The organism is Pseudarthrobacter sp. As-47, from assembly GCF_058215595.1.
The window spans coordinates 1,792,733-1,814,599 of sequence record NZ_CM177088.1 but is presented as its reverse complement, the minus strand read 5'-3'; the positions used below and the strand labels follow the sequence as shown (position 1 = coordinate 1,814,599).

Annotated in this window: 17 protein-coding genes; 6 read left to right on the top strand and 11 right to left on the bottom strand. The window is 68.7% G+C overall.

The genetic code is table 11. The annotated features are described in order from the left end of the window. Positions 1-159 precede the first annotated feature (159 nt). Complete coding sequence (locus AC4BCK_RS08300) at positions 160-1,545, bottom strand: class I SAM-dependent RNA methyltransferase (RefSeq protein WP_490566825.1); 1,386 nt, start codon at positions 1,543-1,545, stop codon at positions 160-162. After that, a complete protein-coding gene (locus AC4BCK_RS08295; RefSeq protein WP_251423264.1) occupies positions 1,542-3,518 on the bottom strand; it encodes an APC family permease in 1,977 nt (658 codons plus the stop codon). Before AC4BCK_RS08295 ends, AC4BCK_RS08300 begins: the two co-directional genes overlap by 4 nt. 120 nt (positions 3,519-3,638) lie before the next feature. Here AC4BCK_RS08295 and AC4BCK_RS08290 point away from each other — a divergent pair, with 120 nt between their 5' ends. Then, positions 3,639-4,313 carry a potassium channel family protein gene (locus tag AC4BCK_RS08290; protein ID WP_066275267.1) on the top strand — a complete coding sequence of 225 codons (675 nt, stop codon included), beginning with the start codon at positions 3,639-3,641 and terminating at the stop codon, positions 4,311-4,313. Further along, the gene (locus tag AC4BCK_RS08285) at positions 4,310-5,053 is read left to right on the top strand and encodes a potassium channel family protein (protein ID WP_363955185.1); all 744 of its coding nucleotides are present in this window, start codon (positions 4,310-4,312) and stop codon (positions 5,051-5,053) included. The genes AC4BCK_RS08290 and AC4BCK_RS08285 overlap by 4 nt, the downstream gene beginning before the upstream one ends. Here AC4BCK_RS08285 and AC4BCK_RS08280 read toward each other — a convergent pair. The 4 genes from AC4BCK_RS08280 to dut form a co-directional block, all read right to left on the bottom strand. Further along, entirely contained in the window at positions 5,050-5,841 is a 792-nt protein-coding gene (locus AC4BCK_RS08280; RefSeq protein WP_174179327.1) for a DUF3159 domain-containing protein, read from the bottom strand. The genes AC4BCK_RS08285 and AC4BCK_RS08280 overlap by 4 nt on opposite strands. Then, positions 5,838-6,194, bottom strand: coding sequence for a single stranded DNA-binding domain-containing protein (locus tag AC4BCK_RS08275; RefSeq protein ID WP_310114013.1), 357 nt, complete (start codon positions 6,192-6,194; stop codon positions 5,838-5,840). The genes AC4BCK_RS08280 and AC4BCK_RS08275 overlap by 4 nt, the downstream gene beginning before the upstream one ends. After that, positions 6,187-6,930 carry a DUF3710 domain-containing protein gene (locus AC4BCK_RS08270; RefSeq protein WP_366284961.1) on the bottom strand — a complete coding sequence of 248 codons (744 nt, stop codon included), beginning with the start codon at positions 6,928-6,930 and terminating at the stop codon, positions 6,187-6,189. Before AC4BCK_RS08270 ends, AC4BCK_RS08275 begins: the two co-directional genes overlap by 8 nt. Before the next feature lie 110 nt (positions 6,931-7,040). Next, a complete protein-coding gene (dut, locus tag AC4BCK_RS08265; protein ID WP_066275258.1) occupies positions 7,041-7,571 on the bottom strand; it encodes a dUTP diphosphatase in 531 nt (176 codons plus the stop codon). A gap of 145 nt (positions 7,572-7,716) precedes the next feature. Between dut and AC4BCK_RS08260 the strand changes: the two genes are divergently transcribed. Continuing rightward, the gene (locus AC4BCK_RS08260) at positions 7,717-8,205 is read left to right on the top strand and encodes a DUF3093 domain-containing protein (protein ID WP_366277587.1); all 489 of its coding nucleotides are present in this window, start codon (positions 7,717-7,719) and stop codon (positions 8,203-8,205) included. Positions 8,206-8,327: 122 nt separating this feature from the next. Beyond that, complete coding sequence (gene sepH, locus AC4BCK_RS08255; protein WP_251423246.1) at positions 8,328-9,668, top strand: septation protein SepH; 1,341 nt, start codon at positions 8,328-8,330, stop codon at positions 9,666-9,668. A gap of 61 nt (positions 9,669-9,729) precedes the next feature. Here the strand turns inward: sepH and AC4BCK_RS08250 are convergent, their stop codons facing one another. From AC4BCK_RS08250 to AC4BCK_RS08235, 4 genes are read right to left on the bottom strand one after another with little or no spacing between them, the layout of a single operon-like run. After that, the gene (locus tag AC4BCK_RS08250) at positions 9,730-10,455 is read right to left on the bottom strand and encodes a thymidine kinase (RefSeq protein ID WP_251423243.1); all 726 of its coding nucleotides are present in this window, start codon (positions 10,453-10,455) and stop codon (positions 9,730-9,732) included. Further along, complete coding sequence (locus tag AC4BCK_RS08245; RefSeq protein ID WP_251423240.1) at positions 10,448-11,740, bottom strand: alkaline phosphatase family protein; 1,293 nt, start codon at positions 11,738-11,740, stop codon at positions 10,448-10,450. Before AC4BCK_RS08245 ends, AC4BCK_RS08250 begins: the two co-directional genes overlap by 8 nt. Before the next feature lies 1 nt (position 11,741). After that, positions 11,742-12,482, bottom strand: a complete 741-nt coding sequence (locus tag AC4BCK_RS08240) for a DUF5998 family protein (RefSeq protein WP_174177078.1) — start codon at positions 12,480-12,482, stop codon at positions 11,742-11,744. A gap of 42 nt (positions 12,483-12,524) precedes the next feature. Then, entirely contained in the window at positions 12,525-15,209 is a 2,685-nt protein-coding gene (locus tag AC4BCK_RS08235; RefSeq protein WP_251423237.1) for a bifunctional acetate--CoA ligase family protein/GNAT family N-acetyltransferase, read from the bottom strand. Between the two features lie 88 nt (positions 15,210-15,297). On the opposite strand from AC4BCK_RS08235, the gene AC4BCK_RS08230 reads away from it, so the two are divergent. Together AC4BCK_RS08230 and AC4BCK_RS08225 are read left to right on the top strand one after the other, a co-directional pair. Beyond that, complete coding sequence (locus tag AC4BCK_RS08230; protein WP_366277590.1) at positions 15,298-17,814, top strand: DNA gyrase/topoisomerase IV subunit A; 2,517 nt, start codon at positions 15,298-15,300, stop codon at positions 17,812-17,814. A gap of 19 nt (positions 17,815-17,833) precedes the next feature. Further along, entirely contained in the window at positions 17,834-18,352 is a 519-nt protein-coding gene (locus AC4BCK_RS08225) for a DinB family protein (RefSeq protein ID WP_310113998.1), read from the top strand. Here AC4BCK_RS08225 and cydD read toward each other — a convergent pair. Continuing rightward, a complete protein-coding gene (gene cydD, locus AC4BCK_RS08220) occupies positions 18,334-21,867 on the bottom strand; it encodes a thiol reductant ABC exporter subunit CydD (protein ID WP_490566824.1) in 3,534 nt (1,177 codons plus the stop codon). The genes AC4BCK_RS08225 and cydD overlap by 19 nt on opposite strands.

The following is a 21,867-nucleotide window of genomic DNA, read 5'->3' as shown; positions in this document are numbered from 1 at the left end:
AGTTTCATCTTTGTCGCGCGGTTGACCGCCTGCTAGTTAGGAAGCCCTAATTAGATCCGGGCCCGAAAATTGCACACGGCCGGCCGTGATTACGGAGCGCGACGTGGGACTACTACGGCCATCGTAGTCGAAACCGACGGTGGCATCATGGACCGGTCCTCAGGCGCGCGGCGTCAACAGGGCCACCGTCTCCAGGTGGTGGGTGTGTGGATACAGGTCGAAGGCCCGGAGGCCTGACAGGTCCCACCCGGCCTGGCGGAAGTACCCTACGTCCCGGGCGAACGACGCCGGATCGCAGGAGACGTAAGCAATGGCACGGGGCTGCGCCTCAACCAGCTGCCCGACCACGGCCTTCCCCGCGCCCGCCCGCGGCGGGTCAAGGACCAGGGCGTCAAAGTTCCGCGGTTTCTGGCGGAGGACCCGCTCCACCCGGCCTTGGACGATCTCCACCTGCGGCGCTGCATGCAGGTTCTTGCGGGCGTCCCGGCTGGTTCCGGGAGCCCCCTCCACGGACAGGACAGAACCCGTCTCCCCCACGGCGTCGGCCAGGACGGCAGTGAAGAGTCCGGCGCCCGCGTAGAGGTCGGCCACCACCGCGCCGGGGTGCAGGAAGCCGCCATCCTGGAGGAATTCTGTGACACCCCCCACAAGCGCTCCGGGCGCGTCGCGGTGGATCTGCCAGAATCCGGCACCGGTTACCCGGTAGTCATGGCCGGCCGCGGTTTCCTGCACCCAGGTGCGGCCCCGCACCTGGGTCACGGCCTCGGTAGCGGGGTCGAAGGTGGCTACGGACACCTCGCCGGGCAGTTGGGCTGCGACGGCGTTAAGCCGCTTGGGCTTGGTTCCCGGACCTGGTGCCAGCAGCACCAGCGGACGTGAGCCGTTGGCCGGGGCGGCCACTTCCACCCGGTCGATGCCCTGCAGGTCGAGGTCCCAGAGGCGCAGGACGTTGATGGCATCGACGGCGAGGGGCATCTCCCGGACGGGAACGATGTGCGTGGAGCGGTGCGCGTGCATGCCGAGCTTCCCGCCGGGGGTGACCGAGAAACTTGCGCGCGTCCGCCACCCGAGGCCGTTACCGCCGTCGTCCTGTCCGCCCACTGCTTCAACGCTGGGGCCGGCTCCATCCGGCAGCTGTCCGACGCCGGCAAGGCGCGTGAGCTGTTCAGCCAGGACCTCTGCCTTGAGGCTGCGCTGCCGGGCCAGCGTCATGTGGCCAAACTCCGCTCCCCCCACCGGGGGATGTCCGTGGCCCCACGCCCGCAGCGAATCGGCGGCATGCCAGAAGTGGTCCACGCGGTCCGGGGAGGCGGCAAGAACCTCCACGACGTCGGCCCGCCAGAATTTGGCCTTCTCTTCGGCATCCGTCAGGCGTACCCGCACCTTCTCGCCGGGAATGCCGTGCCGGACGAAAATGACGCGGCCCTCGTGCCTGGCGACGCAGTGGCCGCCATGGGCCACCGGGCCGACGTCGAGTACTATTTCCGTGCCGGTGGCTCCGGCGGGTGGCTGGTGAGTCGTGTGCAACGGGGCCTTCGCAATCATTGGACGTCCTGCAGGTTCTTGGCTTCTTCGGATGATTTCAGCTGCCAGGGAACGCTCGCCACCATGACGCCTGGTTCAAAGTGCAGCCGGGTCTTGATGCGGAGCGCTGTCTGGTTGTGGACCAGCTGTTCCCACCATTTGCCCACCACGTATTCGGGGATGTACACAACGATCAGGTCCCGGGGCGAGTCACGCCGCATCTGCTTGACGTAGTCCATGATGGGCGTGACCGTCTCGCGGTAGGGGCTTGCCAGGACCGTCAGCGGCACGGGGATCTCCAGCTTGTCCCAGTCGGCCACGGTCTGCGCGGTTTCCTCCGGATCGATGTCCACGGTGACGGCGTCAAGCCGGGAGGGCCGGGAGGCCCTGGCATAGGCCAAAGCCCGCAGCACGGGCTTGCGAACGTGGGAGACCAGCAGGACGGCGTGCACCCGGGTGGGGAGGGCCCGGGGCGAGGCGTCCTCGTCCACTGCCAGTTCCCTGGCCACGTTGTCATAGTGGGCTTTGATGCTCCACATGATCAGGAACAGGATGAACATGGCCAGCAGGGCAATCCAGGCGCCCTGCTCGAATTTGGTGATCAGCACGATGACGAGGACCGTGGCTGTCATGCCGAAGCCGATGCTGTTGATAACGCGTGATTTGGCCATGCGGCGCCGGGCGGCTTTGTCCCTGGCCAGTTTGAGCTTCCGGCCCCAGTGCCGGACCATGCCGAGCTGGCTGGCCGTGAAGGAGATAAAAACCCCAACGATGTAGAGCTGGATGAGCTTGGTGACGTCCGCATTGAACGCCAGGATCAGCACCAGGGCGCCCGCGGCGAGGGCAAGGACGCCGTTGCTGAAGGCCAGCCGGTCGCCCCTGGTCCGCAGTTGCCGCGGAAGGTATCCGTCCTGGGCGAGGATCGAGCCGAGCACCGGGAAGCCGTTGAAGGCCGTGTTGGCCGCGAAGACCAGGATGACGCCGGTGGCGGCCACCACGATATAGAACGGTATGGATCCCGGCCCGAAGATGGTGTGGGCAATCTGACTGATGGCCGGCGTCTGGATGTACCCCTCGGGCAGCGGGTTGCCGTTGAGGAGGAACTCCGTTGCGGGGTCGAGGACGATGTGTACCTTGGTGGCGTTGGCCAGGTACATGATGCCCGCCAGCATGGTGGCGCCGATGACGCCCAGCAGCAGCAGGGTGGTGGCCGCATTCTTGCTTTTCGGCGGTCGGAAATTGGGCACGCCGTTGCTGATGGCTTCCACGCCGGTCAGCGCCGCTGCTCCAGACGAAAAAGCGCGCAGCAGCAGGAAGGCGCCGGCGAGGCCGACCAGGCCTTCGTCAAACCCGGGGGCCGGGACGATCGTGAACGCGGCGGAGGGTGCCTCCCCTAGTTGTCCGGTGGCCGCCTGGAAAATGCCCACGGCCGTCATGCCCAGGATGGCCGCCATGAAGAGGTAGGTGGGAATGGCAAACATGGTGCCTGCCTCTTTCACGCCGCGGAGGTTCACCAGGGCGAGGATCGCAACGCCGACGGCGGCAATGGCCGCCTGGTTGCCGTGCAGCGACGGGACGGCGGTGGTGAGGTACGTGGCGGCGGAGGAGATGGACACCGCGACGGTGAGGACGTAGTCCACCAGCAGCGCAGAGGCCACGGTGAGGCCGGCGTACTTGCCGAGGTTTTCGCCGGCGATCTCGTAGTCGCCGCCGCCGGATGGGTAGGCGTGGACGTTTTGCCGGTAGGACGCCACAACGGTGAGCAGGACCACCATGACGGCCAGGCCCACCCAGGGCGAGAACGCCACCGCGCTGACACCCGCCAGCGCCAGGGTGAGCAGGATCTCATCGGGTGCGTACGCCACGGAAGAGAGGGCGTCGGAAGCGAAGACAGGAAGTGCGATCCGCTTGGGAAGCAGCGTATGGGCCAGCCGGTCATTTCGAAATGGCCGGCCCACCAGCACACGCTTGGCGGCGTTCAATATTGTCAGCACCCCACAAAGCTAGTCTGATTCCCGGACGATGTCATGACGGGCGGCGGGCGGCTGCAGCCCGGACGCTGGCGGTAGAGTTCTAGCAGCAGGACCTTGACAGGATTACAGAGGAGAAACACCGTGGCGCATTTCGTGATCATGGGATGTGGCCGGGTGGGGGCGACGCTGGCACACACGCTGGAGGACGCCGGGCATTCTGTGGCCATCATCGACCAGGACGACCGTGCCTTCCGCCGCCTTCGGCAGGGGTTCACGGGCCGCAAGGTCACCGGTGTTGGCTTCGACCGGGACACCATGAAGCAGGCGGGGGTCGCTGAAGCGTACGCCTTCGCGGCGGTGTCCAGCGGTGACAACTCCAATATCCTTGCTACCCGCGTGGCGCGGGAAACGTTCCACGTCCCCCACGTCGTCGCCCGGATTTACGATCCCGGCCGTGCCGAGATCTACCAGCGCCTGGGCATTCCCACCGTGGCGGCGGTCCGCTGGAGCGCAGACCAGGTGCTCCGGCGCATCCTGCCCGAACAGCATCTCGCCGGTGATTTCCGGGAGCCCTCCGGCCGCCTGGTGCTGGCCGAACTGGACCTCGACGCCGGGTGGATCGGGCACCCGGTCAGCAGCATCGAAAAAGCCGCCGATATCCGGGTGGCTTACCTGACCCGCTTCGGTGAGGGAATCCTGCCGGCCGCCGGTACGGCGTACCAAGACGGCGACACCGTGCACGCCATGCTCCAGGTGGACCGCAGCTCACAGGTCGCCCAGATCCTGGCCAAAGCCCCTGCCAAGGAGTCCCAGTGAAAGTCGTGATCGTTGGCGCGGGAAGCGTCGGATCGTCCATCGCCAGGGAACTGCTGGCGCACAAGCATGAGATCCTCCTCATCGACCTCAAGCCGGAAGTGATCGGACGGAGCGGCCTGCGGGGGGCACACTGGCTGGTGGGCGACGCCTGCGAGCTGAGCACGCTCCAGGGAGCCAAGGTTGAGGACGCGGACGTCGTCGTGTCGGCCACCGGTGACGACAAGGTCAACCTGGTGGTCTCGCTGCTGGCCAAGACGGAGTTCGGGGTGGGGCGCACCGTGGGGCGGGTCAACAACCCCAAGAATGACTGGATGTTCAATGATTCCTGGGGCGTGGACGTTGCCGTCAACACGCCCCAGCTCATGACTGCCCTGGTGGAGGAAGCCGTGGAGATCGGCGACCTTGTCCGGCTGCTGACGCTCCAAACCGGGGTGTCCTCCCTGGTGGAGTTCACCGTCCCGCACGATTCGCACGTTATCGGCAGCACCGTGGGCCAGATCCAGTGGCCGGAGGACTCCACGCTGGTGGCTATCCTTCGGGACCACGCCCCCATCACGCCGAGCCGTGACGACGTAATCGACGGCGGCGACGAGCTGTTCTTCGTAACGACTATCGCCGCCGAGGACGAGCTGCGCGCACTGCTCTCCCCCGACTCCCCGGAACCGCCGCAGCCCAGGCCCTCTGACGAGGCGGGACACCTGGAGCAGCAGGGCCCGGAGGATGACGGGTTCGACGGCTAGTCTGCCGCGGCCGGGCCGTCCTTCGGCTGGGACTCCGGCGCGGGCTGGGCCGGGGCCGGCCGGGTGACAAGCCAGGCGATCCAGACGCCGAGGATGTACAGCGGCGCGCCCATGATGAGCCGGGTGGTGGCAAGGGCAGCAAGTCCGTCCGGACCCATGAGGTAGAGCGGAACCTGTACCGCCAGCCGGAGCGCAAGGACCGCAACGATGATCCACGTGCCCAGCTGGTAGGCCTTGACCCGCGCCGGGTCCTTGCGCCAGTCGAGGCCTTCGTTCCGGATGAATCCGAAGAGCAGGCCCGCCACCGGCCATTTGAGGAAAATGGACAGAACCATCGCCAGGATGTACCCGGCGTTGGTGAAGAAGCCGGGCAGGTAGAAGTCCTCCGCCTTGCCGGTGGTGTTGGCCAGCCAGGCCGAGATGCCCACGCCCACCACGCCGGCGAGTGCCTGCGTCAGGGGCTTGCGCTGGACCAGCCGGACCACTGTGAAGACGGCGGCCGCGGCAAGGGCCGCCACAAGGGACAGCGTCAGTTCCCGGGTGACGGTGAAGGCCACGAGGAAGACGAGTCCCGGAGCGATGCTTTCGGCAATGCCCTGGATCCCGCCTGCGCTCCGGAGGACGTCGACGCGTCCGTCGTGGGTCCGGTGCAGTCCCGCCTTGGCGGCATATTCCGCTGCCAGGCCCGCCATGGGGGAAGGTTCCTGCGCCGGGCCCGGCGTTCCTGCGTGGCCGGGAGTATCCGGCCCCTGGGATCCGGCGGAGGGGTCGGGCTGGGGCGCGGTCATTCGTTCTCCTGGCGGGACAGTATTTCGTAGCGTGGGTTGAACATGGTGGGCAGCCCGTTGTTCGTGGAAAGCATTCCGTCCAGCCGGATCTCAGCGCCGGCTTCAATGCCCGGCACGCGCCGGCGCCCCAGCCACACAACGCGGAGCCTTCCGCGCCGTGCACCGGGCTGGGCGGAGGCTTTCCCCGGCTCGGCGTCGGAAACCATGGCGCTGAAGGCGGCAGCCTGGTCTGCCGGGAGGAAAGTCACCGATTCGATGCGGCCCTGGCAGGTGACACGGCCCTTGTCCGGGAGCTGGCTGATGGGGAGCGTGCCGGCGTGCCGGGGCACGCCGTCCGGTGCAGGATCAGCCAATCTGTGTGGTTTCCGGACCGCGCTCGGGCTCCTGGAGTGCGGGGGCGGGCTGCGCCGGAGCGGGCTGCGGGGCGGCGGATGGCGGCGGGGTGGCGGCTGCGTCCTTGGGCAGGCGGAGCTGCAGCAGGTCCCGCGGCGGCATGGGGCTGCCGCCCCGGATCACCACGACCTGCCTGAAGAGGGCTTCCAGCGGCTCGGCAGCGGCACGTTCCAGGGCCGCAGGGCCGCCCAGCACGCCACGGAGGAACCAGCGGGGCCCGTCAACGCCTACGAAACGCGCCACCCGGTACCCCTGGCTGCCGTCAGGGAGCCCGGCCGGGAGTTTGGCCACGAGTTCAGTGCCGAAGCTGCCCTCAATCTCCTCGACCTGGCCGCCCTGCGCCCCGACGGACTGGCCGATCTGCTCACGGATTTCGTCCCACAGGCCTTCGGTCTTGGGTGCGGCGAATGCCTGGAGCTGCAGGCTCGATCCGTTGAGATCCAAGGTAACGGCCACCACGCGCTGGGTGGCTTCCTCAACCTCGAGGCGCAACTGCAGGCCATCGCTGGGGGCGATCAGCAGCGCGCCGAGGTCCACGTAGCCGTCGCGGCTGGTAATTTCCGATTCATCAAGCGGTCCGTTGGCGCGGACACCGGAGCCTGCCGCAGCGTCCTCCCGGGACTCCGCGGTGGTCAGGGAGTCATCCGGTTCGGATGCTTCGTCCTTCTTGGCTTTCCTGCCGAGCCCAAAGACCATGAGGGTGTCTCCTTAGTTGTGAAATGTGCCGGTCCGGCCCTGAGGGGGTCCCGCCGTCGTGCTCTGCCGCCTGCCGGCAAAGGGCCTGCCGGAACGGAAAAATGCTTGCTTCAGGCCCCGGGCCGCTTGAACCCGCCGGTGGACCCGAATCCTCCGGTGCCGCGCACGGATCCGCTCAATTCGTTGACGGGGATGAACTGGGCGTACTCAACACGCTGGATCACCATCTGGGCAATTCTATCGCCGCGGTGCAGCTCAATGGGCTGGGTGGCATCGGTGTTCAGCAGGGTGACTGCTATTTCCCCGCGGTACCCGGCGTCCACAGTTCCCGGGGCGTTGACGATGGTCAGCCCGTGCCTGGTGGCCAGTCCGGAGCGGGGGTGGATAAGGGCCACGAATCCCTCCGGCAGGGCAATCGCCACTCCCGTGGGGACGAGCTTGCGCTCTCCCGGCTGCAGGACAACGTCTTCCCTGGCACGGAGGTCAGCGCCGGCGTCGCCCGGGTGCGCGTAGGACGGCGCCTCCAGGCCCGGGTCCAGCATCTTCAGCTGGACCTGCAGGGTAGGAGCCGAGGCGAGGGGCTCATCCCCGGCAGGCGGGGCCGGGGGAAATGTGTCTACTGCTGCGGATTGATCAGTCACAGTCACTCACTCTAACCCGCGCCCGCGGATGGGACCTAGGCCGCGGGCGGCTGCCCACTGTGGACAACCTGCCGGGCTGGACCTCCCGGCGCGGAACGGCACCGGCCGGGATGAAATAGCCAGGGAAAGGTGGAAAGCTTGGTCCATGCCCGAATCGAGTTCCGCCGCGTCCGTTCCCAGTACTCCCGCCGCAGAGGCTGCCGTGATCTATCGAGAGAAGCTGTGGCCGAACGCATGGATCTGGATCATCGCGGCCGGCGTTTCAGGCGCGGGAATCCTGGTGTTCGCCCCCATCAGCGCGGCCGCCGGATACACTGCTGCAGTGGTGCTCTTTGCCATCATTGCCGTACTCCTGGTCCTTTCCACCCCGACCATCGTGGTGACCCGGAAAACACTCACCGTGGGGCGGGCCACCATCGAGCGCCGCTTTGTGGGCGCCGTCCAGCCGTTCCGGGGCGGGGAAGCGACGGCGGAACGCGGCACCCGGCTGAACGGGCTGGCCTACCTCTGCATCAGGGGCTGGATCGATCCGGTGGTCAAGGTTGAGATCACGGATCCATCCGACCCGACGCCGTACTGGCTGACCTCCACCCGCAGGCCCGATGAGCTGACGGCAGCCCTCTCCAAGCACTAGCCTGCAGGCCCTATTTGCCCGGATCTCCCGGAAAATCGCGGCGCGCCCTGCCCCTTGAGCCAAAACCCGGCCCCCGGATGGCAAAGTTTCGAGTGATAGCAATGCCAGGGTGGAGGATTTGTATGCAGGATCTACGGCTTGTAGGCGTACACGACGACGGGACTCACCTCCTGTTGAGCGGGGCCGGCGGCGAGATGTTCCAGCTGCCGATCGATGAAGCGCTGAGGACGGCCAGCAGGTCCGCGGTTAAGCCGCGGGTCGAGCGGCCTGCCATTCCCATGTCCCCGCGGGATATCCAGGCCCGGATCAGGGCCGGAGCCACAGCGGCGGATGTCGCCGAGGCTTCCGGGCTGCCGCTGGCCAAGGTTGAACGGTACGAGGGCCCGGTCCTGGCCGAACGGGAGTACGTGGCCCAGCAGGCCCGCAAGGTGGAAGTGGCCGCGCCTTCGCCCGGGCACGACATCTACCGTTCAGCATTCGGTGACAACCCGGCAACGTTGGGCGAGATGGTGGCGCACCGGCTTTCCGCGCATGGCATCGACCCCGCATCCGTGGAGTGGGATTCATGGCGCCGCCAGGACGGGACCTGGACTGTGTCTGCCACCTTCGAGGCGAAGAACGGCGGCGCACCGGGAATCGGCGAGGAGCCGCCCGCGCTGTGGACCTTCAGCCCGGCCCGGAAGTCCCTGCATAACGCCAACCGCTGGGCCCAGCAACTCAGTGAGTTGGAGCCCCTGGACGGACCGGTACCGGCCCGGAGGTTGTCCGCCGTCTCCGACCGGCCCTTTGATTTTGAGACCGATGCCGACTCCGCTCCCGGCAACCAGGGCGGCACCGCCGGCCAGGCAGCCGGCAAGGACAAGGAATCCGACGGCCTCCTGGACATGCTGCGCTCGCGCCGGGGCCAGCGGCTTGGCGTGGATGAGGATTCTGACGACGCCCTGGCACTGCTCCTGACCAACGGTGTTCCTGCCGCCCACCCCCGGCCCTCGGAGATCACCCCGGAAACGGAAGAACACGACGCCGGACAGGAACCGGACCGTACCGACGCTCCTGCTGCCCAGGGCGACTCCTTCGTCCGCCGGCGGGATGCCCGGCCGTCCATGCTGTCCCGGCTCAGCCTCCTTCCGCCCCAGCACGACCCCGCCGATGAGAACCTGCGGCTGCACAATGGCGTCAGCACGGACACCCGGGAGATCACCATCGTGGCTTCACCGCAGCGGGCCTCCGGCGACGCGGCAGCGGACGCGGCACAGGGCAACGGGAACGGCACAGCCAGTGGCGCGGGACTGGACGAATTGCTGGGCGGTGCCCCTAAGCGGCATTCGTCCCGGAACGACGACTCCTCCCCCGCCACCGGCCAGCTGCCGGAGGCGGGATCTCCCGAGCGCCAGCCTGCCAGGCCCAAGCGCTCCAGCGTCCCGTCCTGGGACGAGATCGTCTTCGGCACCCGCGGGGACTGACGCCCGGGCCGGCCGCCGACTACCGGGCCGGCGCGGCCGGCAATGAAACGAAGGACTGTCCCTAGGCGTCCGTACCGGTCCCGCCGGTGCCCCGCCACAGGCACGCATCCACCTCGAACGGCAGCAGCTGGTCCTGCTCGGCCATGAGGTTGGCACCATGTGCCGTGACGCGGCGCATGAAATGGCGGCGGCACAGCGTCTCGTATCCCACCACGGGGACGTGGCCTGCCGCCGTGGCAGCCGGGCCGTCCACGGCCATGTCCACGTCGCCGACAACAACCTGCGCGCCCTCGGTGACCATGACGCCGTCGACCGTGCGCGCGTTGTGCGTTGCCCGGCGGCCGCACCAGCACAGGGCTTCCACCTGCAGGACCTGCACCCGGTCCGCGAGTTCGATCAGCCGCTGGGAGCCGGGGAACAGCCGGGTGCGGAAGTCAGCGGTGATGCCGAAGGCAAAAACGTCCACGTCGATCTCGTCCACGACTTTCGCCAGCTGCTCCACCTGCTCAGGCGTGTAGAACTGGGCTTCATCGCAGATCAGGTAGTCCACGCGCTGGCCCAGGGTGCGCCGCCGCATGACTTCCTCCCAGAAATCCGTTCCGTCCACTACTTCCACGGCGTCGGTTTCCAGTCCAAGCCGGCTGGAGATACGGGACTCGCCGGCGCGGTCGTTGCGGCTGAACCGGACGCCGCCCCGGCCACGGACCCGGTGGTTGTGGTCCATCTGCAGCGCGAGGGTGGACTTGCCGCAGTCCATAGTGCCGGAGAAGAAGACGAGCTCAGCCACGGCGGGCACTCCTGCCGCCGGCTGTGAAGTACAGGAGCGGAACTTCCCGCTCGGCCTTGGTCAGCGATCCGTGCTGGCCCACGACCTCCATCGCGGTGGGGCGGACCCGCCTCGTGTCGTAGAGGGCGAGCTCGTCGCGGGCCGCAATCATCACGTCGCCGATCCTGCCCTCGACGGCGGGCCGGACCGGACCGAAAAGCCCCGCGGCTATGGCGTCTTCCCTGGTGAACGCCCAGATGCGGTTACCGAAGCGGCCGCGCCAGGCGGCGAGGAGCCGCTCCCGCGCACCGGCGTCGGATGCGTCATCCAGGTACAGATGCACCATCCGCGGTTCGCCGGCCGTATGGCGTACTCCCTCCACCAGCTGCGGATCCGCCGAGAAATCGAGGCGCTGCTGCTCCGGTACGTCGAGCATGCCGTGGTCCGCCGTCAGCAGGATGCTGGTGCCTGCCGGCAGGGAGGAATTCAGGCGCTTCATCACGGCGTCCAGCTCTTCCAGCTGGTGTTCCCACTCCGGCGACTGGCAGCCATAGCGGTGCCCGGCCTTATCCAGCTCGTTGACGTAGAAGTACATCAGGCCGGGCCCGGGCGCTGCCAGCGCTTCGGCGGCAGCGGCAGTCCGGGCGTGGGAGGTGGTGGCGGGCATGAAGTTGCCGCCGCGGAGGGCGGCGCGGGTCATGGGTGAGTCCCCGAACTGGGGAAGGCTGACAGTGGTCACTGCGGCCTGGCCGGCAGCGCGTTCCAGCACTGTGGGGAACGGCTGCCATGCCAGCGGGTCAACCCCGGGGTCCCAGTTGCCAAGAAGGTTGACCACTTTGTCCTGCTCAGGATCCAGCACGTCGTAGCCCACCAGGCCGTGCTGGCCCGGGGGCAGGCCCGTGCCGAAACTGGCCAGCGCGGCGGCCGTGGTGGAAGGGAACGCCGAATCAAGCCACACCGGAACGGCGCCCTGGCCTGCCTGGATCACGGAGCGCAGGAAGGGGGTGTGGGCAGACTTCTGCTTCAGGAGGTTCCGGCCAAGGCCGTCGGCGACGACGACGCACACGCGGGACGCCGCGGGAAGGCCAAGGATGTTGGTGAACCCGTCGAGGCCCAGGCTGGCCGCGGCGCTGGTCAACACGTCCGCCACGGAACGCCGGCCGTAGGCGGGAGCGGACGGCAGGTCCGGCGCTTTGGCCGGACGGACGGCCGGGGCACCGGCCGGAGCAGGAACGCCGCTGGCGGGGGTTGGCGGGACGATGCCGGCGGGTGGGACGTTGCTGTTTGTTCGTCGTTCGTCCGGCATCTCAGCGCTGCTGGTGCCCGCGGCTGAGGCGGTTTCCGAACACGCCTGAACGCGGCCGGGCCGGGAGTGACGGGATGTGGGGCGCCGGGGCGGCAGAGCCTGTGTTCACGGCGCGGAGGGCGCGGGCAAAAAGCTTGGCGTCCTGGACGGCCTGTAATCCGTCCGCCTCGGCGCTGATCCGCAGGACGATGTCTTCCTGCGCAATGGTGCCGCTGTACCCGTGGTCAGCCTCGCACTGGGGATCACCGCAGCTGGCGGGGCCCATGTCCAGCCGCTGGCCGCCGGACCAGGCGATGGACAGCGTTACCTCGCGGACCGGGTCTGAAGGCTTGTAGTCCTGCGGCTGGGCGTACATGTAGCTGAGGACCACGGAGCGAATTTGGGCCACGGGCACGGACTCGGTGGAGATCTGTGCCACGATTTGCTCACCCGCCTCATCGAGCTGCTGGTCGTCCACGTGGGTGATCACCAGCATGTCCGCGGTCAGCACCAGCACGGTGATGTGGCGGCGCACCTCGGCACGGTCGAAGTGGGTTTCCAGGTGCACCAGGTGGGCGACGCACTCGCGGCCGTCCAGTGCGTCGTCCACCACGTCAGCCACCAGGCGCGGGTAAAAACCCGCCTTCTGGAGTGCGCCGTCAAGGCTTTGGCCCTGGGCACTGTGGCTGTGTGAGCTGTGGCGGACTGCCTGGTTTTCATTGCCGGGCGTTTCGGGCGCCGACGCGGGAGGCTGTGAGCTCATTCCCCCATTTTCACAGATCGGCCCGCCACATTGCTAACCGCGTCAGCCCAGCATGGCCCGGCGGGCGCTGTCGGTGCGCTGGGCCGCGTTGCCGATCCGGACATCCGCGGCGAGGATCACCGCCCCGGACACGCCGCACAGCACCGGGTTGAATTCCACCAGCGCGATTTCCGGGTGGCTGTCCTTGAGCCAGGCAAGCCTGCCGGCCAGGTCCTCAAGGGCGGCCACGTCCACGGCCGGCAGGCCCTGGTAGCCGAACAGCTTCCGGGCTGCCCGCGGCCCGCGGATGAAGTCGTGCACGTCTGCGGCGGACAGGGGCGGCACCCGGTGCGCCCAGTCGTCCAGCAGGTTGACGGCGTCCCCGGCCAGGCCGAACGAGATCACCGGGCCCAGGAGCGGGTCCTCAATGGCCCGGAAGGTACAGGCCTGCCCCACCGGCGCCATGCTCTGCACCTCCAGTGCCGGGTCGCCGTAACGGGACAGGGTCCGGCGCATCTGCAGGACGTTCAGGCGCAAGGACTCGGCGTCCTGGATATCAAGGCGGACTCCCCCGAGGTCCAGCCGGTGCCGCAGCGTGGGGTCGGTGGTCTTCAGCGCCACCGGCCACCCCAGCATGTCCGCCGCCTCAACCGCCTGGTCCGGGGTGTCGAAGCCAACCGAAGGCAGCACGGTGATGCCGTAATGGCCCAGCAGGGAGCGCGTGGCCGCCGGGTCCAGCTGCTTGAGCTGCTCCCCTTTCACGTCGCGGAGGAGGCCCTCCAGCTCGGCCCGTGCACGCTGCGGATCGCAGCCTTCCGGCTCAACGAAGTGCCCATGGTCGCGCGACACCCACTCCGAGTACCGCACGACGGCGGCGAGCGCGGCCACCGCAGCCCCCGGGTTGGAGAAGCAGGGGACAGCCTGCTCCGCGGACCCCACCATGCCCTCGACATAGACCGAGGGATCCAGGATCCCCGTGAACGCGGCCACCACGGGTTTTCCCGCCTTCACCGAGCATTCGGCCAGGACCTCGGCAATGCTGTCGACTGTAAGCCCGCGCGCGGGCAGCACCGCGGCGACGGCCCCATGGACGGCGTCGGACTCGAGGGCGGCGAGCAGGGACGAACGCAGGGCGGGAAGGGCAACCGACTGGCCGGCGTCGAGGTCCACGCCGGTCACCAGCCGGGCGACGTCAAGCCCATGGGACGACGCGCTGTCCGCCACCACTTTTCCGAGGGCCTGGGAGTTGCTGAAGATGGCCAGCCCCGGCCCGGCAGGCAGGGGCTGGTTGGAGACCACCTGCGCCACGTCCACAAGCTGCTCTATGGTTTCCACCCGGATGACGCCGGACTGGCGGAGCATCGCATCAAGCGCACCTGCGGGTGCCTGCGTGGTGCGCACGGCGTGGCCGGGCGGCAGCCGCAGCCCCATGGCATCGGACTTGGCCACAATGACCGGCTTGATGCGCGCCAGCCTTCGTGCCAGCCGGGAGAACTTGCGCGGGTTGCCGATCGATTCCAGGTACAGGCCCACGGCGGAGGTATCGGCGTCGTCCTCCCAGTACTGCATCATGTCGTTGCCTGACACATCCGCGCGGTTACCGGCGGAGAGGAAGGTGGACAGTCCCAGCCGCCGCCTGCTGGAGGCGGCGTAGAGCGAGACGCCGATGGCCGCTGACTGGGAGAACAGCCCCAGCCCGCCGCGCAGCGGCAGCGTGGGCGCCATCGAGGCGTTCAGCGAGACGGCCGGATGGGTGTTCACGATCCCCAGGGACGCAGGCCCGATCACCCGCATCCCGTTGGCGCGTGCCTGCCGCACCAGGTCGCGCTGCCTCATGAGGCCGCGTTCGCCGTCGTCCGCGAAGCCTGCCGACGCGATCACCAGGCCCTTCACTCCCGCCGCCGCACAGTCGGCGACGACGGCGGGCACTTCCTCGTAGGGGACGGCAATAACGGCCAGCTGCACAGGTCCAGGAACCTCGGAGAGCTTGCCGAAGGAGATCATGCCGGCCAGTTCCAGGGCCTCGGGATTGATGGCAAACACGGGCCCGGGGAAGCCGCCTTCGATGATGTGCTCCAGCAGCTGGTAGCCCACCGTCCCCCACTTGCGGCTGGCCCCGATGACGGCAATGGACAACGGCGTCAGCAGGTCGCGGACGCTCCTCGCCTCCGCGCGGTGCTCGCGGGATTCCATCACGGCCCGGGATTTTTCGGTGGGGTCGATGTTGAACTCAAGGCTGACGACGCCGTCGTCGAAATGCCGTTTGACGTCATAGCCGGCGTCGGAGAAGACCATCAGCATCTTGCGGTTTTCCGGCAGCACCTCCGCGCTGAAGCGGCGGATCCCGTTCTCGTGGGCGGCGGCGGCGAGGTGTTCGAGCAGGATGGAGCCGATTCCCCTCCCTTGGTGCGAATCGGCGATGTTGAACGCCACTTCGGCTTCGGTGGGGTCATCCAGCCGGTCGTACCGGCCGATCCCTACGATTTCACCGCCAATGGTGATGACGAACGCCACCCGGTCCCGGTAGTCCACCTCGGTGAACCGCTTGAGCTCCTTGCTCGAAAGCTTTGCCTTGAACGCAAAGAAGCGCATGTAGATTGAATTCTGCGACTGTCCCATGTGGAACTTCTGGACAGCGTCCGCGTCCGAGGGGTGGATGGGGCGCAGATGTGCCGTCCCGCCGTCCCGGAGCACGACATCGGCTTCCCAATGTTCCGGATATTCGCCGTCCACGGGCTGTTCCACCATAGGCTTAGCCTAGCCAAAAACTCCCGCAGCACTGCCGCCTGCGGCCAACAAACCATTGCACCGCTCTGCAGAAGGATCCACCAACCCCATGGCCCGCCGCCAAAGTTCAGCCCCTCCCGAAGACACCACCCCCTACACGGAGAACATCGTGGACATCGATGTCACCTCCGAAATGGAAGGTTCCTTCCTGGAGTACGCGTATTCGGTGATCTACTCCCGGGCGCTTCCGGACGCCCGCGACGGGCTCAAGCCGGTGCAGCGGCGCATCCTGTACATGATGAGCGACATGGGCCTGCGCCCGGACCGCGGCCATGTGAAAAGCGCCCGCGTGGTGGGCGAGGTCATGGGCAAGCTCCACCCGCACGGCGACACCGCCATCTACGACGCCATGGTGCGCATGGCACAGGACTTCTCGCTGCGGCTGCCCCTGATTGACGGGCACGGCAACTTCGGATCGCTCGACGACGGCCCTGCGGCTCCGCGGTACACGGAAGCGCGGCTTGCGGCGGCTGCCCTGACGCTGACCAACCACCTCGACGAAGACGTGGTGGACTTCGTCCCCAACTACGACAACCAGCTGACCCAGCCGGATGTGCTTCCGGCCGCGTTCCCCAACCTGCTGGTCAACGGCGCCACCGGTATCGCCGTGGGCATGGCCACCAACATGGCCCCGCACAACCTGGTGGAAGTCATTTCCGCCGCCCGGCACCTGATTGCCCACCCGGACGCCACACTGGATGACCTCATGCGCTTCGTTCCGGGTCCCGACCTGCCCAGCGGCGGCCGGATCGTGGGGCTGGACGGCATCCGCGACGCCTACGCCACGGGGCGGGGGTCCTTCAAGACGCGGGCCAAGGTGGATGTGGAACAGCTGTCCGCGCGTCGGACCGGCCTGGTGGTCACCGAACTCCCCTACATGGTGGGCCCGGAAAAGGTCATCGAGAAGATCAAGGACGCCGTCAACGCCAAGAAGCTGACCGGCATCAGCGACATCGTGGACCTGACCGACCGCAAGCACGGACTGCGCCTGGTCATCGAGCTCAAGAACGGCTTCAACCCCAACGCGGTGCTCCAGCAGCTGTACCGCTACTCGCCGATGGAGGACTCCTTCGGCATCAACAACGTCACCCTGGTGGACGGTCAGCCGCAGACCCTGGGCCTGGTGCAGCTGCTGACTGTGTACGTCAACCACCGGATCGACGTGGTCCGCCGCCGGACGGTGTTCCGGCTGGGCAGGAAGAAGGACCGCCTCCACCTGGTGGAGGGCCTCCTCATCGCCATTGTGGACATTGACGAGGTCATCCAGATCATCCGCTCCTCGGACGAGGCAGCCGCCGCCAGGGCTCGCCTGATGTCCATCTATGACCTCACGGAGATCCAGGCGAATTACATCCTGGAGCTCCGGCTGCGCCAGCTGACCAAGTACTCCCGGATCGAGCTGGAGAAGGAGCAGGACGAGCTGCGCCGCGAGATCGCGGAGCTCGAGGCGATCCTGGGCTCCGAGGAGCGGCTCCGGACCCTGGTGTCCGACGAGCTGGGAGAGATTGCCGAGGAGCATGGCACTCCCCGGCGCACCGTCCTCCTCGAATCCGAGGCCGTGGCACCGACCGTGGCCGCCGACCATGCCCTCGCCGCCGGGAAGAAGGGCAAGGCAGCGCCGCTGGCCCTGGAAATCGCCGACGACCCCTGCTGGGCCATCCTGACCGCCTCCGGACAGGTGGCCCGCACCAGCAACCAGGAACCGCTGGCCGAGGCGGGACCCCGGGCAAAACATGACGTGTTCACGTCCGTGGTCAGGACCTCCGCGCGCGGCGAGATCGCGGCGGTCACCTCCCTGGGGCGGATGCTGCGCCTCCAGGTGATGGACATGCCGGTGCTGCCGCCCATGTCCGGCCTGCCCAACCTCGCCGGCGGGGTTCCGGCCAAGGATTTCCTTACCCTGCTCAAGGGGGAAACCCTGGTGGCGTTCGTGCCGCTGGACGAAGTGCTGGCCATCGGCACTTCCCAGGGCGTGGTGAAGCGGGTGCAGCCGGACTACCCCCTGAACCGGGAAGACTGGGACGTCATTGCCCTCAAGGACAAGGACTTCGTGGTCAATGTGGCGCCGGCGGGAGCCGATGATGCTGAGCTGGTGTTCCTGACCAGCCAGGCCCAGCTGCTGAAGTTTGGAGCCGCGAGCGTGCGCCCCCAGGGGCGGACAGCCGGCGGCATGGCGGGAATCAAGCTGGCGGCCGGTGACCGGGTGCTGTTCTTCGGCGCGGTCCAGCCCGGGGACGAGGCCGCCGTGGTGGTGACCATCGCCGGGACAACGGGCGCCCTACCCGGGACCGCCCCCGGCACGGCCAAGGTCACGGCGTTCTCCGAGTACCCCGTGAAGGGCCGTGCAACAGCCGGCGTGCGGGCACACCGCTTCCTGAAGGGCGAGGACACGCTGCTGCTGGCCTGGGCGGGGCACGGCCCGGCCAAGGCCGCCTCGGCTGCGGGGGTCGCCAGATCGTTGCCGCAGGAGCACGGCCGGCGGGACGGTTCCGGTGTCCCGTTGTCGCAGCCGGTGGACGTGGTGGGTCCCGCCATGGCGTGGTCTGACCCCGGCCAGGCGGCCTGATCCGGCCTAGACTGCATGCATGCCTATCGTTCCTGATGAGAAGGACTGGACCTGGGTCCTGACGCGTCCTTGCCCCGAGTGTTCGTTCGACGCCGCAACGGTAACCCCCTCCACCGCCCCGGGGAGCATCGACAACATGCTGCCCCGCTGGCGGGCCGTCCTGCGCAGGCCGGACGTGGCCGAGCGCCCCAATGGGCACACCTGGTCAGCACTGGAGTATGCCTGCCACGTCCGGGACGTCTTCAGCCTTTTCGACCAGCGGCTGAACCTCATGCTCGAATCGGATGAGGCACGGTTCGAGAACTGGGACCAGGACCAGACGGCCGTCGACAAGGATTACGCCAACGCCGATCCGGCAGTGGTCAGCGCAGAACTGACGGCTGAGGGAAAGCAGGCGGCGGAGTCCTTTGCCAGGGTCCGCGAATCAGAGTGGGGACGGAAAGGGCTGCGCAGCAACGGCTCGGAGTTCACCGTCCTGACGCTGGCCCAGTACTTCCTGCACGACGTCGTCCACCACCTTCACGACGTGGACGGCTGAGCACCTTCCGCCACCGCGGCATACGCCGGCGCACCGTTACGTCCTGCACCTCCGGCGTTCCCGGATCCGGCCAGCACCAGCCTCGCATCCTGCGGGTGGATGTCAGCCGGGTTGTGGGTCACCAGCACCACGGTCCGGTTGCCGAGTCCCGCGCGCAGGTCGGCCAGCATGGCCTCTGCCGATGCAGCATCCAGGTGCGCTGTGGGCTCATCCAGCAGGATCACCTCCGCGCCCGTCATCAGCGTGCGCGCCACGGCCAGGCGCTGGCGCTCTCCCCCGCTCAGGAAGGCCCCGCCCGGACCGATCCTGGTGTCCAGCCCGGCGGGCAGGCGCTCCACCAGGCCCGCCAGCCCCACGGACTCCAGCACCTCCATCAGCCCGCCCTCTCCGGCCGGGCCGTTCGCGGGGGGCCTGCCCAGCAGCAGGTTCCCGCGGATGGTCGAGTCGAAGAGGTGGGCCTCCTGCGGACACCAGGCGGCCCGGCCGGTCACCCGGGCTGACCCGGCTGCTGCGGGGAGGAAGCCGAGCAGGACCGAGAGCAGGGTGGACTTTCCGGAACCGGACGGTCCCGTGACGGCCAGCCACCTGCCTGGCTCCGCAACGGCGTTGATCCCGGAAAACACCGGAGCACCGCCCGGCCACGCCACCGCGAGGTCAACGAGTTCGACGCCGGGAGCACCGGCCTGGCGGGCAGGCACCTTGTGCAGGCCGTCGGCTGGGGTGCCTTCGGGGCCCGCGGTGCCGGCGTCCAGGGCGCCCGAGGCGGATACGCGCCGCATGACTGTCCGTAGCGCGGGGAACTGGCGCACCGCCGTCGTCATGGCCGCGTAGGGCTCCACCAGTGCGAGGAGCATCAGTACGACCACCGCCGCCGTCGCCGGGGCCAGCCGGCCGCCGAGCACGGCGGGAGCGGCCAGCCAGGCAGCTGCGAAGGCAGCCGCGCAGCAGGAGGCGGTGGTGACCGCGTGCCCCAGTCCGTCTGCCCACGCTGACCGCTGGGACGCGCGGGTGGCGCTGCGGTCCTGGGCGCGCAGTCCGGCCAGCACCGGGGCGGCAACGCCGTTGGCATGCAGCTCGGCGCGGGCATCGAGGGCTGCGGAAATCCGGCGCAGGACCCCGGACCTCAGGACCTGCTCGGCGCTGGCCGATTTCCGGTCGGCCCACAGCGCCACGGCCGGGGCAAGGAGCAGGCTCGCTGCGGCGGCGGCCAGGACAGCCGGGACCGCGTCCGGCACCAGCAGCCAGGTGGTGGCCAGGGCCAAGGCGGAGACAGCGAGCGCCGTCACCGGCGGCAGCGCAACCCTCGGCAGGAGGTCCCGGACGGTATCGACGTCGTCAATGACCGTCCCGAGGACGTTGCCGCCCTGCAGCAGCCGGCGGAGGGCGAGGGCCCTGCGGCTCAGGGACTCCCAGAGCCGCCCCCGGAGGCGGGTGAGGGCGGCAAACACGGCGTCGTGGAGCAGGAGCCGCTCGCAGTAGCGCAGCACGGCCCGCCCTATCCCGAAGAACCGCACGCCAACAATGGCCGTCAGCAGGTACAGGATGGGCGGCTGCTCGCTGGCACGGATGATCAGCCAGCCGGACAGGCCGGACAGGGCGACGGCGAAGACGGCCGCCAGGGTGCCCACGACGGCAGCCGCTGCGAACTTGCCGCGGACCGGCGCCAGGAGCGCCGCGAGGAGCCGGGTTGTCTGGCGGGTGCCTGCGGCCCTGCGGGAGGGTGCGCCGGCACTGGCGTTTGCAGCCGGGGCAGCAGCGGAGGCCGGCCAGTCGTCCGCTGCGACGTCCACGGCACCCCGTGGTTTCGGCCGGGACTGCTGCAGCGCGGCTTGCCCCGGCGCTGCGGCTGTGGCCGGCTCCCCGGCCCGCAGGTCTGGTTCCCCTGCCCGCCCTGGCTGTGCCTGGACTGGCTCTGCGTACGCACTCACCGGCACCAGGTGGTCAGCGAGGTTGCGGGTGCGCCCGTTGTGCGCCACGAGGATCACGGTGACGCGTCCGCGCAGGCGGCGGATCGCATCTTCCACCACCATGGCCGAGGCGTCGTCCAGGTGCGCGGTGGGTTCATCGAGCAGCAGTACTGTCGCCCCTGCCTCGATCCGGGCCAGCCCCCTGGCGAGTGCCACCCTCCGCAGCTCGCCGGGGCTCAGCTCTGCGGGGTGATGGTGGGCCAGGTGGCCGGCAGCGGCCCGGGCCAGGCAGGAGCGTGCGGCCGCTTCCACGCCGGCGTGGCCGCGGGAGCCCTCGATTTCACCGGAGAGGTACAGGACCACCTCGTCCAGGACAGTTTCGGCGAGCATGACCGGATGCTGCGGCACCCAGGCCAGCGCGCTGCGGTCGATGCCCTGGAGGGTGCCGGTGACCGTGGTGCCGGATCCGTCCCCGATGGTTCCCGCCAGCACGCCGAGGACTGTGCTCTTTCCTGCGCCGCTGGCTCCGTCCAGGGCGGTGATCCTGCCTTGCGGCGCGGTGAAGCTGAGCGGGCCGACAGCGGGGCCCGACCTTCCGCTGTAGCGCACGGTCAGGTCCGTGACGGAGATTGGGGCACCGGGCCGTCCCGCCCGGGTTGCCGGGAGCGGCCGGGGTTCGGGGGCCTCCGTGACTGCGGTGGTTTCCGCGAGGGCCACCCGTCCGTCGTCGCTGGCGTGGTGGGCGGTGCCCAGTTCACGCAGCGGGAGATAGCAGTCCGGGGCCAGGATCAGTGCCAGCAGGCCGGCTTCGAGCGGCATGTCCCCGTGCACCAGCCGGACGCCGATGAACACGGCCACCACCGCGACGGAGATGGTGGCGATCAGTTCCAGCGCCAGCGCTGAGAGGAATGCGGTGCGGAGGGTTCCCATGGTGCGGGTGCGGTATTCCTCGGAGATCTCCTCCAGGGCCTTGCGCTGCGCCGTGGCCCGCCCGAGCCCCACCAGGACCGGCAGGCCTTTTGCCAGCTCCAGCATGTGGGCGGACAGCCTGCCGAGGGCCGCCTGCGCTTCGCGGACGTTGTCTTCGGTGTACCGGCCAATGAGCACCATGAACAGCGGCACCAGCGGTACGGTCAGGACAATCACCACCGCGCTGACCCAGTCCGCGAAGAGGATCCGTGCTCCCAGCAGCAGCGGGATCGCCGCGCAGTTCACCAGTGCCGGGAGGAACTGGGTGTAGTAGTTGTCCAGCGCATCCAGTCCACGGGTTGCCAGGACGGCGAGCCCGCCGTCGGCAGGGCCGGTTCCCCGGGCGCCGTTGCGCAGCGCCCGTTCGAGCAGCCCGGCACGCAGCTCCTCCTTGATGCCAAGGGCCGCGCGCCGGGCAGCGACGGCCTGTGCCCAGACGGTCAGTGACCGCAGGACCACGCCCGCCAGTCCCAACACAACCTGGCCTGCCCAGTTTTGGTCCCCCGCCACCAGTCCGGCCAGTACCGAGGCCACGGCCTGGCCCATCAGGACCAGCGACAGGGCCTTCAGGGCTGCCAGCAGTCCCAGCAGGTAGACGGCGGAGCGGGTGGCCGGGCCGGGAGGGAAACTTGGCCGCAT